Source organism: Pseudomonas sp. FSL R10-2189, from assembly GCF_009600325.1.
GTDB lineage: Bacteria > Pseudomonadota > Gammaproteobacteria > Pseudomonadales > Pseudomonadaceae > Aquipseudomonas > Aquipseudomonas helleri.
Genome location: NZ_WIVZ01000026.1, coordinates 39,223 through 52,907 on the forward strand (window position 1 = coordinate 39,223; position 13,685 = coordinate 52,907).

Below are 13,685 nucleotides of genomic sequence, written 5' to 3' on the forward strand. Positions count from 1 at the left end.
ACGCCCTATTACTGCTAAAGAAGGAAGCTATTTGTGTCCATCCGTCCGTTCCAGCAGCACACACCTACCGTGGGCGAGCGCGCCTTTGTCGACCGTTCGGCCGTGGTGATTGGCGACGTCGAGATCGGCGCCGACAGTTCGATCTGGCCATTGACCGTGATTCGCGGCGACATGCACCGTATCCGCATCGGTGCGCGCACCAGCGTGCAAGACGGCTGCGTGCTGCACATCACCCACGCCGGGCCGTTCAACCCTGAAGGTTTCCCGCTGCTGATCGGCGATGACGTGACCATCGCGCATAAGGTCATGCTGCATGGCTGCACCGTGGGCAGCCGTATTTTGATCGGCATGAGCAGCATCGTGATGGACGGGGCGGTGATTGAAGACGACGTGATCGTGGGCGCGGGCAGCCTGGTGCCTCCGGGCAAACGCCTGCAAAGCGGCTTTTTGTATGTCGGCAGCCCGGTCAAGCAAGTGCGTGAACTGACTGAAAAAGAGAAAGCCTTTTTTACCTACAGCGCTGGCAACTACGTAAAACTCAAAGACCAGCACTTGGCCGAAGGCTACGACCAGCCCGTTTAAGCCGCCTATTTTGGAGCCCTGCATGCAGTATCAAAACGTATTGTTCGACCTCGACGGCACCCTGACCGACCCACGCGAAGGCATCACCCGCTCGATCCAGTATGGATTGAGCAAAATGGGCATTGATGAGCCAGACCTGCGCAAACTCGAACACTTTATCGGCCCGCCGCTGCTGCAAGCCTTTATCGAGTTTTACGGCTTCAGCGAAGCCCAGGCATGGGAAGCCGTGGGCTTTTACCGTGAGCGTTTCTCGGTCAAAGGCTTGTACGAAAACCAGGTATTTGAGGGCATTACGCCGCTGCTGGAAGAACTGGTGGGCCAAGGTCGCCAGCTGTTCATCGCCACCTCGAAGCCGCAGATTTACGCCCGCGAAATCGCCCGGCACTTTGACTTTGCCAAGCACTTTAAAGTGATTTACGGCAGCGAACTGGACGGCACGCGCACCAACAAGGTCGAGCTAATTGCTCACCTAATGGCCGAAGAAGGGCTGGACCCGGCGCAGACCCTGATGATCGGTGACCGCAAGCACGACCTCATCGGCGCCAGCCACAACGGCCTGGACGCGGCGGCCGTGGGCTACGGCTTTGGCAGCTTCGAAGAGCTGAACGCGCACGCGCCCACGTACCACTTTGAGACGCTGGCACAGCTGCACCAGGCGTTTAGATAAGCCCATCGAAGCGGGCTTGATCGCGATCTTTTAAACGATCAAAAGATCGCGAGGCAAGCTCGCTCCTACGCGAATCTCGCGTCGATTTCGCGCTGCAAATCCTGGCGCCAACCCAACAGGAACCCTAACTCCACCACCACAAACAACGGCCCGACTATCAGCCCGGTCACGTCGTCGATAAACGCAGGTTTGCGCCCTTCGTAGTAATGCCCCACGAACTGGATCACCCAGCCGACCACAAACAGCCCAACCCCCCAGCCCAGCCATGCGCCCGTGCTCAGCGCCGCCAAGGTGTACCCGAGCCAGACCGCCAGCCCCAGCAACACGGTCATCAACAACCCCAGGCGCAGTTCAAGGCGCAGGTAAAACACCGCACTGGCGATCAGCACTAACACCGCAGGTGAAATACCCGCCCATTGCGGTCGCGACAACAGCACCGCCACGGCAATCACAATCAACGGGATGCCCACAAAGTGGGTGACGATATTGCGTTTGTCTCGGTGATACGCGGCGTATTGGCTCAGATGATCAACCAGGCTTTTCATGGCGTTAGCTCGCAGGGTGGGCAACGCATTGAGTGTAATACGCCTGCGCGTTCTGGACGGCGATGGTTTTTTGGTTATTAACAAATAGCTTCTTATTCCTTAGCGAATCTAAAAACCGTCCCTATACTGACTCGGTAACACACATACCGCTGGAGGCGCACAGCCATGGGCAATGAATCGATTCGCTATTTGATAGTGCCGGGTTGGCAAGGTTCGTCTGACGATCATTGGCAAACCCACTGGCAAAACAGCTTGCCGAACAGTGCCCGGGTGGAACAGGCCGACTGGTTGACGCCACGCCGCGAAGACTGGATTGCCGCGCTGGCCGAGGCGATTGCCGCCGACAGCACACCGGTCATTCTGATTGCCCACAGCCTGGGTTGCATCACCGTTGCGCATTGGGCCGAACGTGCCCCCGCCAGCTTGCTGAGCCAGGTGCGCGGTGCCTTGCTGGTCGCCCCGGCAGATGTCGAACGCCCCACCTGCGCCCCTGCGTTGCGTAACTTTGCCCCGATCCCGACGCAAACCCTGCCGTTCCCGAGCCAAGTCGTCGGCTCTGACAACGATGCCGCGGCCAGCGCGCCTCGCGCCATGGAGTTTGCCCGCCATTGGGGCGCCGAGGTCGGCATTCTCAGCGGCGCCGGACATATCAACGTCAAGTCTGGCCACCAACGCTGGGAGCAAGGCTTCGCCTTTTTGTATCGCCTGCAAACCCGTATTGAGCACGGTGCCCTGCGCCGCGCCTGAATTTTTTGTAACGCCCGCGCCCACCCATCGGCAGCGGGCGGGAGCCCGCCATGAGTCTGCATGAAACCTTTGGTCAGCCCCTGCTGACCTTCCCCGACGCCGAAAAAAGCCCGCTGAGCATTCGCGCCAAAGCGCTGGTGTTTGTCGACCCGCGTTCGCGCCGATTGCGTGATGACCTGGAACTGCTGGCGCCGCGCGCGTTGCCGGTCTTGATTCGCGGCGAAACCGGCACGGGTAAAGAGCTGTTGGCGCGGCATATTCACCGTGCCAGCGACCGCACCGGTTTGTTTGTGTCAGTCAATTGCGGCGCGATCAGCCCGACCTACGCCGATGCCGAGTTGTTCGGTTACGCCCCCGGCAGCCACAGCAGTTCGGCCAGCAGCCGCGCCGGCTGGTTCGGCTCAGCCAATGGCGGCACGTTGTATCTGGATGAGATCGGTGATTTGCCGCTGGGCATTCAGGTCAAATTGCTGGCTGCGCTGGAAACCCACGAAGTGACCCGGGTCGGCGCCCATCAACCCAGCCCGGTGGATGTGCGCTTGGTGGCGGCCACCAGCATCGACCTGGCCCAGGCGGTACAGGCCGGTAAGTTTCACGAGCGGCTGTATCACTACCTCAGCGAAGGGCAGTTGCCGTTGCCTGCTTTGCGCGAGCGGCCGGGGGATATTTTGTCGTTGGCCGAATACTTTTTGGGCATCTACAGCCAGCGCCTCAACCTGCCGGTGCCGTTTATCAGTGACAGCGCGCAACGGGTACTGGAGCGCCACACGTGGCCCGGTAATACCCGTGAGCTGGAGAACGTCATCCACTTTGCGCTGCTGGTGAGCACCGGCGAAGAGATCCGCCCCGAGCATTTGAACCTGCCTGACAGCCTGGGGCAGATTGAGCATTTTATTAAAGGCGCAACGGCGCAGGAGCTGACGGTGCTGAAACAGCTGCTGGCATAACCCCCACCTGGCGATCTTTTAGACGATCAAAAGATCGCGAGGCAAGCTCGCTCCTACAGACAGGGATTTAAAGAACCAAACGATCTAAGCGAATGAATAAATATTATTGTTCTGGAATAAAGAAAGTCGGTATCTTTCGCTCCGACTCCAATAAAACCGTTACCAGAACGGTCACCCCTTAAGGACATTGCATGAAAAAGGTTCTGTTGTTTTCCGCATTGGCGGCTGCTCTGACGGCAGGCCTGGCACAGGCTAACGAAAAATTGGTGGTCGCTGCGACCCCGATTCCTCACGCTGAAATCCTTGAGTTGATCAAACCGGCCCTCGCCAAAGAAGGCGTGGATCTGGACATTAAAGTTTTCACCGACTACGTGCAGCCCAACGTACAAGTCGCAGAGAAGCGTCTGGACGCCAACTACTTCCAGACCCTGCCGTACCTCGAAAGCTTTAACAAAGGCAAAGGCACCAACCTGGTGACCGTGGTTGGCGTACACGTTGAACCGTTTGGTGGTTACTCCAAAAAAGTTAAAGACATCAAAGACCTGAAAGACGGCGCAACCATCGCGATCCCTAACGAAGGCAGCAACAGCGGCCGTGCATTGATCCTGCTGCAAAAGGCCGGTCTGATCGAACTGAAAGACCCGACCAACGCGGTGGCCACCCCGAAAGACATCGCCAAAAACCCGCACAACTTCAAGTTCAAAGAGCTTGAGTCGGCACTGCTGCCACGCGTGCTGGACCAAGTTGACCTGGACATGATCAACACCAACTACGCGCTGGAAGCGGGCCTGAACCCGGCCACTGACGCGCTGATCATTGAAGGCTCTGATTCGCCTTACGTGAACTTCCTGGTGGCTCGCCCGGACAACAAAGACAGCGACGCAATCCAAAAGCTGTCCAAAGCCCTGACCAGCCCTGAAGTCAAAGCCTTCATTGAGCAGAAATACAAAGGTGCGGTAGTGCCTGCGTTCTAATCCAACGCCCGCCCACTCAAAACGCCGACGGCTCCTACAGCGTCGGCGTTTTTTAGTATTTAGCAAAAGTACCTAGCAGAGTTAACAGGTAGGCAAGGTCTGGCATTGGAGCAAAGCTGGGGGGACTTCCAGCAAAGAGCCAACTCTCATGCCTCTTAAACGCTATGCCTACGATCCTCTGGATCGCTTAACAACAACGACAATGGGCGCCCAGCCCTCGACGCAGCATTTTTATCAGCGTGAGCGCTTGAGCACTGCACGCCGGGGTGAACACAGCCAGACAATCTTTCAGCACTACGATCAGTTACTGGCTGAAAAACACACAACCGCCACCCTGTTGCTGGGCACCGACCTGCAACGCAGCGTGTTGCATTCACTCAGCGGCGTACACCATTACCCGCGGGCTTACACCCCGTATGGCCATCAGTGTGGGCAACAGAGGCTGTTGGGGTTTAACGGAGAAGCCCACGATCCGTTGACCGGCCACTATCTGTTGGGTAACGGCCACCGCGCGTACAACCCCGTATTGATGCGCTTTAACAGCCCCGATACGTTAAGCCCGTTTGGTGCCGGGGGGTTGAACCCCTACTGCTATTGCCTGGGTGATCCGGTTAACCGGGTAGACCCCAATGGGCAGTTTTCCTTTGCCTTGATAGCCCCTGTCGTCCTGTCGGTCATTGGGCTGGGCGGGACAGCGGTCGGAGCAATTCCCTCTGTGGGCTTTTACGCATCCTTCAAAGCGTTAAAAGCTGGCCCCATCAAGGCCGTTGATCTAGCGAAGGTCGCTGGTGTGGGGTTTACAGCCTCCGCAGGTATTGTCGGCACCGTTCGATTGAGCATGGCAGCGGGAAGTAACAACACAGGCAGCACTGAAATGACCGCGGTGGGCGTGGCCTTGGCCATTTTAGGTTTAAGCAGCTCTGTCTTGGCCACTAAGCTGGGCTGGAGAGGCATTAGAAAGGCAGCCAGAGCTAAGAGAGTTGCCAAGTTAATGGGTAAAAACACCCCACCGCCGCGTCCCCCTAGAAACTCTCCTTCCTCAACGTCGAGCTCAACCTCGCAACGCCTTGCTATACAAACCACCGAAAAAGCCCCCCCAGAACCGCCAATGCCCACGCTTTACGTGCGCCCTATCAACGAACCCGCCCCCCAACTTGTCCCTTATGTACACCGCATACGAACGGCTTGATCGCTCTATCAATCCGCCCAATGCCAAGCCGGTTGATCCAGCATTCGCTGCCCCACCACCTCGGTCTGGCCGAGGTTTTTTTCCAGCACGATGCAGTTGCACTCCGGGTCTTGCTGCAAGGCGGCAATCAGCCGCCGCGCATGGGACACCACCCACACCTGGGAATGGAGCGAGGTACGAATGATCAATCGCGCCAGCGCGGGCAGCAGGTCGGGGTGCAGGCTGGTTTCGGGCTCGTTGAGCACCATCAGCGTCGGCGGGCGCGGCGTGAGCAGGGCAGCCACCAGCAGCAGGTAACGCAAGGTGCCGTCCGACAACTCCGCCGCCGACAGCGGGCGCAACAACCCTTCTTGATAGAACTCGACAGCAAAACGCCCACCGGGCAAGGCATTGATCTCCAGCCGTGCGCCGGGGAAGGCGTCACTGATGGCGCTGTGCAGGGCTTGCGGGTCGCCCATTTCGAGGATGGTTTGCAGGGCCGCAGCCAGGTCGCGGCCATCGTGGTGCAGCACCGGTGTGCGCGTGCCCAACTGCGGCTGACGCACCGGCGCATCAGGGTCGGTGCGAAAGTGATCATAAAAGCGCCAACCGCGAATCGACTCTCGCAACCGCAGCACTTCGGGCGAGGCCTGCAGGCTGCCGACTTGATCGAACAAGCTGTCGAACATCGGCGTGTGTTGCGCCAGTACCTGCCAACTGCGTTCGGTACGGGCACGGATCATCGGGCCATTACGCTCCACCAGCTCACTGGCCGGACGGTAGCTAGGGCCCACCCAAATGCTTTCGTGTTTGATTTGCGGGTCGAGGGTAAACGCTGACAGCTCAGGCGGCGACACCCCCAAGGCGATAGCGTAGCTGAAATCGTCGGCCGCAAAGCCCATGCGCAAGCGCTTAACCTTGTTGCGCGGGCCGCCCTCGATGGCCACCTCGCCAGACTTCATGCGCCGCGACACCACCTCGGGCCCCGCCCAGAACGTCGACTCCAGCCCGCCTTCACGGGCCAATGCATTGACCACCCCGCCCTGAGCCGTCTCGGCCAGCAAACGCAGCGCACGGTACAGATTGGATTTACCGCTGCCATTGGGGCCGGTGATCAAATTGAGCCGCGCCAGCGGGACGATCAACTGGTTGATAGAGCGATAGTTGGCCACCGCCAGAGTGGTGAGCATTGGGTGACCTCAAAAGTGTGAGCAAGGCGTGCACAGAGTCCCACAAAGTCTGAACCCTGTTCTACGCTATGTGTCGTATTGTCTCGATCACTCAGCACCAAGCAAAGGAGTCTGCATGGCTGGTCCACGAATCAAGTGTGCTTGGGGCTTAAGCCTTTTGGCGCTCCTGACGGCTTGCGGTAAAGAAGGCCCCAAAGAGCCTTTATCACCACGGGTTTATATACAAGAAGTTACCAGCCGCGACTATGCACCTCCCATTGCGCTCAGTGGCGACATTCAGGCCCGGGTCGAAACCCAGCTGTCCTTTCGGGTCGGCGGCAAAATCATCGAGCGCAAGGTCGATGTCGGTGATCACATTCAGGCCAACCAGGTGTTGGCGCGCCTAGACCCCAAAGACTTGAAAATCCAGGTCGAGACCGCCCAGGCCAGCGTGTATGCGCAACAGGCGCAAGTGGTACAAACCCGCGCCGCCTATGTGCGCCAGCAAAAGCTGCTGCCAAAAGGCTACACCAGCCAGAGCGAATACGATGCGGCCTATGCGGCCCAGCAGAGCGCACAAAGCGCCTTGGCGGCGGCGCAAGCGCAACTGGCCAACGCCCGCGAACAACTCAGCTACAGCAACCTGGTGGCGGAAGCGCCCGGCATCATCACCGAGCGTCAGGCCGAGGTCGGGCAAGTGGTGCAAGCCACCATGCCGATGTTCTCGCTGGCCCGTGATGGCGCCCGCGATGCCGTGTTCAACGTGTACGAATCGCTGTTTATCGAGCCGCCCAAAGACCCCACAGTGCAAGTCACCCTGTTGCAGGACCCGACGGTCAAAGCCAACGGTTTTATCCGTGAGATCACCCCCGCCGTGGCGGCGCAAAGCGGCACGCTGCAAATCAAGGTGCAACTGGACTCGCTGCCCAAAGGCATGGACCTGGGCTCGATTGTCAGCGTCAACCTGAGCCCGGCGCCGCAGCGCAGCATTGAAATGCCCTGGTCAGCCCTGACCAAAGATGTCAGCGACCCGGCGGTGTGGGTGGTCGACGGCGACAACAATGCGCGCCTGCAAAAAGTCACCGTGGGGCGCTACCTGACCGGCAGCGTGATCATCAGTGATGGCCTCAAGGACGGAGAAAAAGTTGTGGTCGCAGGCGGACAATTGTTACACCCCGGCATGAAGGTCGAGATAGCACCCACGCCAGCAGGGGGGATGGCGCTATGAACCGTCTATGGATAGCGCCTTTCGCGGCCCTGTTGTTGCTGGGCTGCTCTGAAAAAAAGCCGCCTGAGCCACCCATCAGGCCCGTGCTCTACGTGGTGGTAAAGCCCGACCTGACCCAACACCTGGGGCGCTTTGCCGGCAATATCGAAGCCCGCTACGAAAGCACCTTGGGCTTTCGCGTGCCGGGCCGCATCGTGCGGCGCTATTACGACGTTGGCGCGTTGGTTAAAGAAGGCGATATTTTGGCCAGCCTCGACCCGACCGATCAGCAAAACAATGTGCGCGCCGCCCAAGGCGATCTGGACAAGTCCCGCGCGCAGTTGATCAACGCTCAGGCCAATGCCCGGCGCCAGCAAGAGCTGTTCAATCAGGGCGTGGGCGCGCAAGCCCAGCTGGACACGGCACAAGCCGACCTCAAAACCGCGCAGGCCGCCGTGCAACAAGCGTCAGCGGCGCTAAATCAGGCCAAAGACCAGCTCAGCTACTGCAACCTGCGTGCAGACCATGATGCGGTGATCACCGATTGGGCGGTCGAGGCCGGCCAAGTGGTGAGTGTCGGTGAAGCCGTGGCCACCCTGGCGCGACCTGAAATCAAGGAAGCGGTGATCGACCTCCCGGCGCCGCTGGCCGAAGCCCTGCCCAAAGACGTCGTGTTTTTTGTCGCTGGCCAGCTCGACCCGAACGTCAACACCAAGGCCCATGTTCGCGAAATCGCGCCACAGGCCGACAGCGCCACGCGCACCCGCCGTGTGCGGCTAACCCTGGACCAGACCCCACCGGCCTTCCGCCTAGGCAGCTCCATCAGCGTGACGGTCAGCAGCCCGATTACCCAGCACTTCCAGGTGCCGCAGACCGCCCTGCAAGAAACCGACGGCAAAACCCGTGTGTGGGTCGTCGACCCGCACACACTCACCGCCAATACGCGGGAGGTAACCGTGTGGCGCCGCGACGCCAATACCGTGTTGCTCTCGGGCGGCATCAGCAGCGGTGACACCGTGGTCAGTGCGGGCGCCTACAGCCTTAAACCCGGACAAAAAGTCAGACTCGACAAGGAAAGCTCGCAATGAATGGGAAATTCAACCTGTCCGAGTGGGCCCTCGAGCATCAGTCATTCGTGTGGTACCTGATGTTCGTCGCGGTGCTTGCCGGGTTCTTTTCGTACTTCAACCTGGGCCGCGCCGAAGACCCCAGCTTTACCATCAAAACCATGGTGATCCAGACCAAGTGGCCCGGCGCCACGGTGGACGACACCATGCTGCAAATCACCGACCGCATCGAGAAAAAGCTCGAAGAGCTGGACACCCTCGATTACGTCCAGAGCTACACCCGGCCGGGCGAGTCCACGGTGTTTGTGTTTTTGAAAGACACCACCAAGGCTGAGCTCATCCCGCATATCTGGTACGAGGTGCGCAAAAAAATCGGCGACATTCGCGGCGACTTCCCCCAAGGCATTCTCGGCCCGGGGTTCGACGATGAGTTCGGTGATGTGTATGGCACGATTTACGCCTTTACCGGCGACGGCATCAGCATGCGCCAGCTGCGCGACTACGTCGAAGAGGTGCGCCTGGGGATTCGCGACATTCCCAATCGCGGCAAGATGATGACCATCGGCGAACAGGCCGAAACCTTCTACCTCGACTTCTCGACCCGCAAACTGGCCGCGCTGGGCCTTGATCAACAGCACATTCTGCAAAGCCTGCAAGAGCAAAACGCCGTGACCCCGGCGGGCGTCATTGAAGCCGGACCAGAGCGCATGTCGGTGCGCGCCTCCGGCCAGTTCCACAGCGTGGCCGACCTTGAGGCGGTCAACCTGCGGGTCAACAACCGTTTCTACCGGCTCGCTGACGTGGCCGACATCACCCGTGGCTATGTCGACCCGGCCGCGCCGATGTTCCATTACAACGGCCAACCGGCCATCGGCCTGGCCGTGGCCATGAACACGGGCGGCAACATTCAGGAATTCGGCGAGCAACTGCAGCAGCGCATCAACGAACTGACCGCGCAACTGCCGGTGGGCGTGGGCGTGCACATGGTCTCTGACCAGGCCGAAGTGGTTCAGGTGGCCGTACACGGCTTCACCAGCGCGCTGTTTGAGGCGGTGATCATCGTTCTGGCAGTGAGTTTTATCAGCCTGGGCCTGCGCGCAGGCATGGTGGTGGCGATCTCGATCCCGCTGGTGCTGGCGCTGGTCTTCGTGTTTATGGAATTCACCGGCATTGCCATGCAGCGTGTGTCGCTGGGCGCGTTGATCATCGCCCTGGGCCTGTTGGTGGACGACGCGATGATCACGGTAGAGATGATGATCTCGCGGCTGGAACTGGGCGAAACCAAACAGCAGGCCGCAACGTTTGCCTACCACTCCACGGCGTTCCCGATGCTTACCGGGACCTTGGTCACGGTGGCGGGCTTTGTCCCGATCGGCCTCAACAACAGCGCGGCGGGCGAGTACACCTTCACCCTGTTCGCGGTGATTGGTGTGGCCCTGCTGGTGTCATGGATGGTGGCGGTGCTGTTTGCCCCGGTGCTGGGCGTGCACGTGCTGCCGGCCAAGGTCAAACCCAAGTCCGAAAAACCGGGGCGGTTGGCCCAAGCGTTCAACACCGGCCTGCTGTGGTGCATGACCCATCGCTGGTGGACCATCGGCGGCACGGCGGCGATGTTCCTGGCCTCGGTGGTGGGCATGACCTTCGTGCAAAACCAGTTCTTCCCGGCCTCTGAGCGGCCTGAAATCCTGGTGGATTTGAACCTGCCGCAAAACGCCTCGATCCAGGAAACCCTCAAAGTCACCCAACGCTTTGAAGCCTCGCTCAAGGACGACCCGGACATCGTGCGCTGGAGTACCTACGTAGGCGAGGGCGCGATCCGTTTCTATCTGCCTCTGGACCAGCAACTGCAAAACCCGTTCTTCGCGCAGTTGGTTATCGTCAGCACCGGGCTGGAGAGCCGCGACGTGTTGATGGAGCGCCTCAACAAACGCCTGCGTGAAGAGTTTGTCGGCGTTGGCAGTTATGTGCACACCCTGGAACTGGGCCCGCCCGTGGGCCAGCCGCTGCAATACCGGGTGAGCGGCCCGAACATCGACCAGGTGCGCAAACACGCCATCGACCTGGCCACCGTGCTCGACGCCAACCCCAACGTGGGCGAAACCCTGTTCAACTGGAACGAGCCGGGCAAAGTGCTGCGGGTCGACATCGCCCAAGACAAAGCCCGCCAGTTTGGTTTGTCGTCCGAAGACGTCGCGCAAGTGATGAACAGCATCGTCACCGGCGCCACCGTCAGCCAGGTTAAAGACAGCATCTACCTGATCGACATCGTCGGCCGGGCCAATGGCAGCGAGCGCAACACGCCAGAAACCCTGCTCAACCTGCAAATCACCACACCGAGCGGCACCTCGATCCCGTTGCTGGCGTTTGCCTCGGTGCGCTACGAGCTGGAGCAGCCGCTGGTCTGGAGCCGTGACCGCATACCGACCTTGACCCTCAAGGCTGCGGTGCGCGGCGACATTCAGGCGGTTGACCTGGTGGACGACCTTAAACCGACCATCGATGCCTTCATCGCCAAACTGCCGCAAGGCTACAAAGTCGAAACCGGCGGCACCGTGGAGCAAAGCGCCAAGGCCCAAGGCCCGATCGCCAAAGTCATCCCGTTGATGCTGTTTTTGATGGCGACCTTTTTGATGATCCAGCTGCAAAGCGTGCAGAAAATGTTCATCGTGGTCAGCGTCGCGCCACTGGGCCTGATTGGCGTGGTGTTGGCGCTGGTGCCCACGGGCACGCCAATGGGCTTTATCGCGATTCTGGGGATTCTGGCGCTGATCGGCATCATCATTCGTAACACGGTGATCCTGGTGACCCAGATCGACCAGTTCGAACGTGACGGTTTCGACCCGTGGCATGCGGTGGTCCAGGCCACGCATCACCGTCGTCGGCCCATCCTGCTGACCGCCGCAGCGGCCAGCCTGGGCATGATCCCGATTGCACGGGACGTGTTCTGGGGCCCGATGGCCTACGCCATGATCGGCGGCATTTTCTCGGCCACCTTGTTGACCTTGCTGTTCTTGCCGGCCCTGTACGTGGCCTGGTACCGCATCAAAGAAAACAAAAATCCGCCACCGGCCATTCACTGACGGCTAACGCCTAATCCTGGAGCTGCCGAAGGCTGCGATCATTTGATGTTCAAGATCAAAAGATCGCAGCCTGCGTCAGCTCCGGGTGTTTTACACCTCGCGCAACACCAACACCCCCAGCACATCGCAGCCTTCTTGCAACAACAACGACGTCGCCTCACACACCGCACTCAAATCATGCGGATCGCTGCTGTAGGCGTTCATGTGGGACAAACTGCGCAACAAATTCTTGGCCGCCTGAAAGCGCTGCTCAGCACAGGTGAGCAAGGCAGACACAGACGCCTGGGTATCAATCAAGAGAACGTTGGAATCGACAGGATTGTCGGTTTGCGGGAGGAAATGCGACATGGTGGAACTCCAATAAGTTGTGGAGCCACTTCAATCAGCTTGCACGCAGAAAGAGGGTGGCAGCTGTGCGCAGGTATGCAAGACCGGTTATTGGGACCCGGCAGACCCGAAGATCTCCCACGCACAACCGCCATAACGCTGAGTGCAGGCGCGGAGCCTACCAAGCGTTTTGAAAAGTTGAAATCCAATATTCAGGCTTGCACGCCCGAACGCTGATGATTCAGCGACGGGGCGAACTATAGGCAGCCCGCAACGGGCACCACAATGGGCCAAAGCACGAGCAAGCCTCATCCCACACAAGACAGGGAAAGGTCTGTAAATCATCTACGCCAAGCGCGCTTTAGCTAAGGACCGCTGGTCTGTACGCTCTGGAGGTGTCAATTTCATCGCCCTATGATTGCAACGATTTCATTGATTGCATGAGGTTATTTATGGCCAGCATCACCATTAGAAACCTGGATGATCAAATCAAGGAACGCCTGCGTATAGAAGCAGCCCTTAATGGCCATTCCATGGAAGAAGAGGCTCGGCTTATCTTGCGCAGAGCATTAAGAAAACCCGCCCAAAACCAAGGTTTAGCCAGCCGTATCCGCGCTCGCTTCGCTGAGACAGGTGGCATTGAATTAGAGTTACCCACTAGAGAAGAGCGTGTGCGCACCGTGGGCTTCGATGAATGATCATTCTCGATACCAACGTACTCTCTGAACTTATGCGCCCCCAACCCAGCCAAGCCGTGGTTGCATGGGTAGACGCGCAGCCATGTGATGATTTGTTTATCAGCGCCATCACCATGGCCGAAATACTTCACGGCATCGAGCGGCTTCCCACTGGCAAACGTAAAGATCAGTTGCACGTCATTGCACAGGCTTTGTTCGATGAAGACTTTGCTGACAGAGTCTTACCTTTCGATGCACATACGGCACCCCGTTACGCAGTGTGGGTCGCAACCAGTCAAGCCTCAGGCAAGTCCGTCAGCCTGGCAGATGCGCAAATAGCCGCTACCTGTATTGCACATCAGGCAAGCCTCGCGACACGCAACGTTAAAGACTTCTCGCAAGGCACTTTGAATCTGATCAACCCATGGCTATTTGGCGAATCATGATGCCCACTCCCACAGGTGTTGCACAGGCCCTGTAGGAGCGAGCTTGCCTCGCGATCTTTTGATCTTGAACACCAAAAGATCG

14 protein-coding genes are annotated in these 13,685 nt (G+C 59.1%); 11 read left to right on the plus strand and 3 right to left on the minus strand.

Annotated features, from left to right (window positions below; translation table 11 throughout):
* Positions 1-33 precede the first annotated feature (33 nt).
* A complete protein-coding gene (locus GHO32_RS18160; protein WP_048372587.1) occupies positions 34-582 on the plus strand; it encodes a gamma carbonic anhydrase family protein in 549 nt (182 codons plus the stop codon).
* Positions 583-604: 22 nt separating this feature from the next.
* The gene (locus GHO32_RS18165; protein ID WP_153335027.1) at positions 605-1,249 is read left to right on the plus strand and encodes an HAD family hydrolase; all 645 of its coding nucleotides are present in this window, start codon (positions 605-607) and stop codon (positions 1,247-1,249) included.
* Between the two features lie 65 nt (positions 1,250-1,314).
* Here GHO32_RS18165 and GHO32_RS18170 read toward each other — a convergent pair whose 3' ends face one another.
* The gene (locus GHO32_RS18170; protein WP_153335028.1) at positions 1,315-1,794 is read right to left on the minus strand and encodes a DUF962 domain-containing protein; all 480 of its coding nucleotides are present in this window, start codon (positions 1,792-1,794) and stop codon (positions 1,315-1,317) included.
* 165 nt (positions 1,795-1,959) lie between these two features.
* On the opposite strand from GHO32_RS18170, the gene GHO32_RS18175 reads away from it, so the two are divergent.
* The 4 genes from GHO32_RS18175 (at position 1,960) to GHO32_RS18190 (ending at position 5,651) form a co-directional block, all read left to right on the plus strand.
* A complete protein-coding gene (locus GHO32_RS18175) occupies positions 1,960-2,541 on the plus strand; it encodes an alpha/beta hydrolase (RefSeq protein WP_048372593.1) in 582 nt (193 codons plus the stop codon).
* A 50-nt stretch (positions 2,542-2,591) separates the two neighbouring features.
* Complete coding sequence (locus GHO32_RS18180; protein ID WP_153335029.1) at positions 2,592-3,488, plus strand: sigma 54-interacting transcriptional regulator; 897 nt, start codon at positions 2,592-2,594, stop codon at positions 3,486-3,488.
* Positions 3,489-3,679: 191 nt separating this feature from the next.
* Positions 3,680-4,462: a MetQ/NlpA family ABC transporter substrate-binding protein gene (locus GHO32_RS18185; RefSeq protein WP_153335030.1), complete on the plus strand. Its 783-nt coding sequence runs from the start codon at positions 3,680-3,682 to the stop codon at positions 4,460-4,462.
* A gap of 148 nt (positions 4,463-4,610) precedes the next feature.
* Positions 4,611-5,651 carry an RHS repeat-associated core domain-containing protein gene (locus GHO32_RS18190; protein WP_153337867.1) on the plus strand — a complete coding sequence of 347 codons (1,041 nt, stop codon included), beginning with the start codon at positions 4,611-4,613 and terminating at the stop codon, positions 5,649-5,651.
* 8 nt (positions 5,652-5,659) lie between these two features.
* Here the strand turns inward: GHO32_RS18190 and GHO32_RS18195 are convergent, their stop codons facing one another.
* Positions 5,660-6,820 (minus strand): AAA family ATPase, encoded by a 1,161-nt coding sequence (locus GHO32_RS18195; protein ID WP_153335032.1) that lies wholly within the window; start codon positions 6,818-6,820, stop codon positions 5,660-5,662.
* Positions 6,821-6,935: 115 nt separating this feature from the next.
* On the opposite strand from GHO32_RS18195, the gene GHO32_RS18200 reads away from it, so the two are divergent.
* Genes GHO32_RS18200 through GHO32_RS18210 form a run of 3 tightly spaced genes read left to right on the plus strand, consistent with a single transcriptional unit; the run spans position 6,936 to position 12,153 of the window.
* On the plus strand, positions 6,936-8,027 hold the full coding sequence (locus GHO32_RS18200; RefSeq protein WP_153335033.1) for an efflux RND transporter periplasmic adaptor subunit: 1,092 nt from the start codon (positions 6,936-6,938) through the stop codon (positions 8,025-8,027).
* Positions 8,024-9,094, plus strand: coding sequence for an efflux RND transporter periplasmic adaptor subunit (locus GHO32_RS18205; RefSeq protein WP_153335034.1), 1,071 nt, complete (start codon positions 8,024-8,026; stop codon positions 9,092-9,094). The genes GHO32_RS18200 and GHO32_RS18205 overlap by 4 nt, the downstream gene beginning before the upstream one ends.
* On the plus strand, positions 9,091-12,153 hold the full coding sequence (locus tag GHO32_RS18210; RefSeq protein WP_153335035.1) for an efflux RND transporter permease subunit: 3,063 nt from the start codon (positions 9,091-9,093) through the stop codon (positions 12,151-12,153). The genes GHO32_RS18205 and GHO32_RS18210 overlap by 4 nt, the downstream gene beginning before the upstream one ends.
* 90 nt (positions 12,154-12,243) lie before the next feature.
* Here GHO32_RS18210 and GHO32_RS18215 read toward each other — a convergent pair whose 3' ends face one another.
* Positions 12,244-12,501 (minus strand): hypothetical protein, encoded by a 258-nt coding sequence (locus GHO32_RS18215; protein ID WP_048372611.1) that lies wholly within the window; start codon positions 12,499-12,501, stop codon positions 12,244-12,246.
* 431 nt (positions 12,502-12,932) lie between these two features.
* Here GHO32_RS18215 and GHO32_RS18220 point away from each other — a divergent pair, with 431 nt between their 5' ends.
* Complete coding sequence (locus tag GHO32_RS18220) at positions 12,933-13,178, plus strand: plasmid stabilization protein (RefSeq protein ID WP_153335036.1); 246 nt, start codon at positions 12,933-12,935, stop codon at positions 13,176-13,178.
* Positions 13,175-13,603, plus strand: coding sequence for a type II toxin-antitoxin system VapC family toxin (locus GHO32_RS18225; RefSeq protein ID WP_153335037.1), 429 nt, complete (start codon positions 13,175-13,177; stop codon positions 13,601-13,603). Before GHO32_RS18220 ends, GHO32_RS18225 begins: the two co-directional genes overlap by 4 nt.
* The last annotated feature ends 82 nt before the right edge of the window (positions 13,604-13,685 follow it).

Bases quoted from the DNA above. Each gene is read 5' to 3' on its own strand.
- GHO32_RS18165 (WP_153335027.1), top strand. From the start codon at position 605: ATGCAGTATCAAAACGTATTGTTCGACCTCGACGGCACCCTGACCGAC.
- GHO32_RS18170 (WP_153335028.1), bottom strand. From the start codon at position 1,794: ATGAAAAGCCTGGTTGATCATCTGAGCCAATACGCCGCGTATCACCGA.
- GHO32_RS18175 (WP_048372593.1), top strand. From the start codon at position 1,960: ATGGGCAATGAATCGATTCGCTATTTGATAGTGCCGGGTTGGCAAGGT.
- GHO32_RS18180 (WP_153335029.1), top strand. From the start codon at position 2,592: ATGAGTCTGCATGAAACCTTTGGTCAGCCCCTGCTGACCTTCCCCGAC.
- GHO32_RS18185 (WP_153335030.1), top strand. From the start codon at position 3,680: ATGAAAAAGGTTCTGTTGTTTTCCGCATTGGCGGCTGCTCTGACGGCA.
- GHO32_RS18190 (WP_153337867.1), top strand. From the start codon at position 4,611: ATGCCTCTTAAACGCTATGCCTACGATCCTCTGGATCGCTTAACAACA.
- GHO32_RS18195 (WP_153335032.1), bottom strand. From the start codon at position 6,820: ATGCTCACCACTCTGGCGGTGGCCAACTATCGCTCTATCAACCAGTTG.
- GHO32_RS18200 (WP_153335033.1), top strand. From the start codon at position 6,936: ATGGCTGGTCCACGAATCAAGTGTGCTTGGGGCTTAAGCCTTTTGGCG.
- GHO32_RS18205 (WP_153335034.1), top strand. From the start codon at position 8,024: ATGAACCGTCTATGGATAGCGCCTTTCGCGGCCCTGTTGTTGCTGGGC.
- GHO32_RS18210 (WP_153335035.1), top strand. From the start codon at position 9,091: ATGAATGGGAAATTCAACCTGTCCGAGTGGGCCCTCGAGCATCAGTCA.
- GHO32_RS18215 (WP_048372611.1), bottom strand. From the start codon at position 12,501: ATGTCGCATTTCCTCCCGCAAACCGACAATCCTGTCGATTCCAACGTT.
- GHO32_RS18220 (WP_153335036.1), top strand. From the start codon at position 12,933: ATGGCCAGCATCACCATTAGAAACCTGGATGATCAAATCAAGGAACGC.
- GHO32_RS18225 (WP_153335037.1), top strand. From the start codon at position 13,175: ATGATCATTCTCGATACCAACGTACTCTCTGAACTTATGCGCCCCCAA.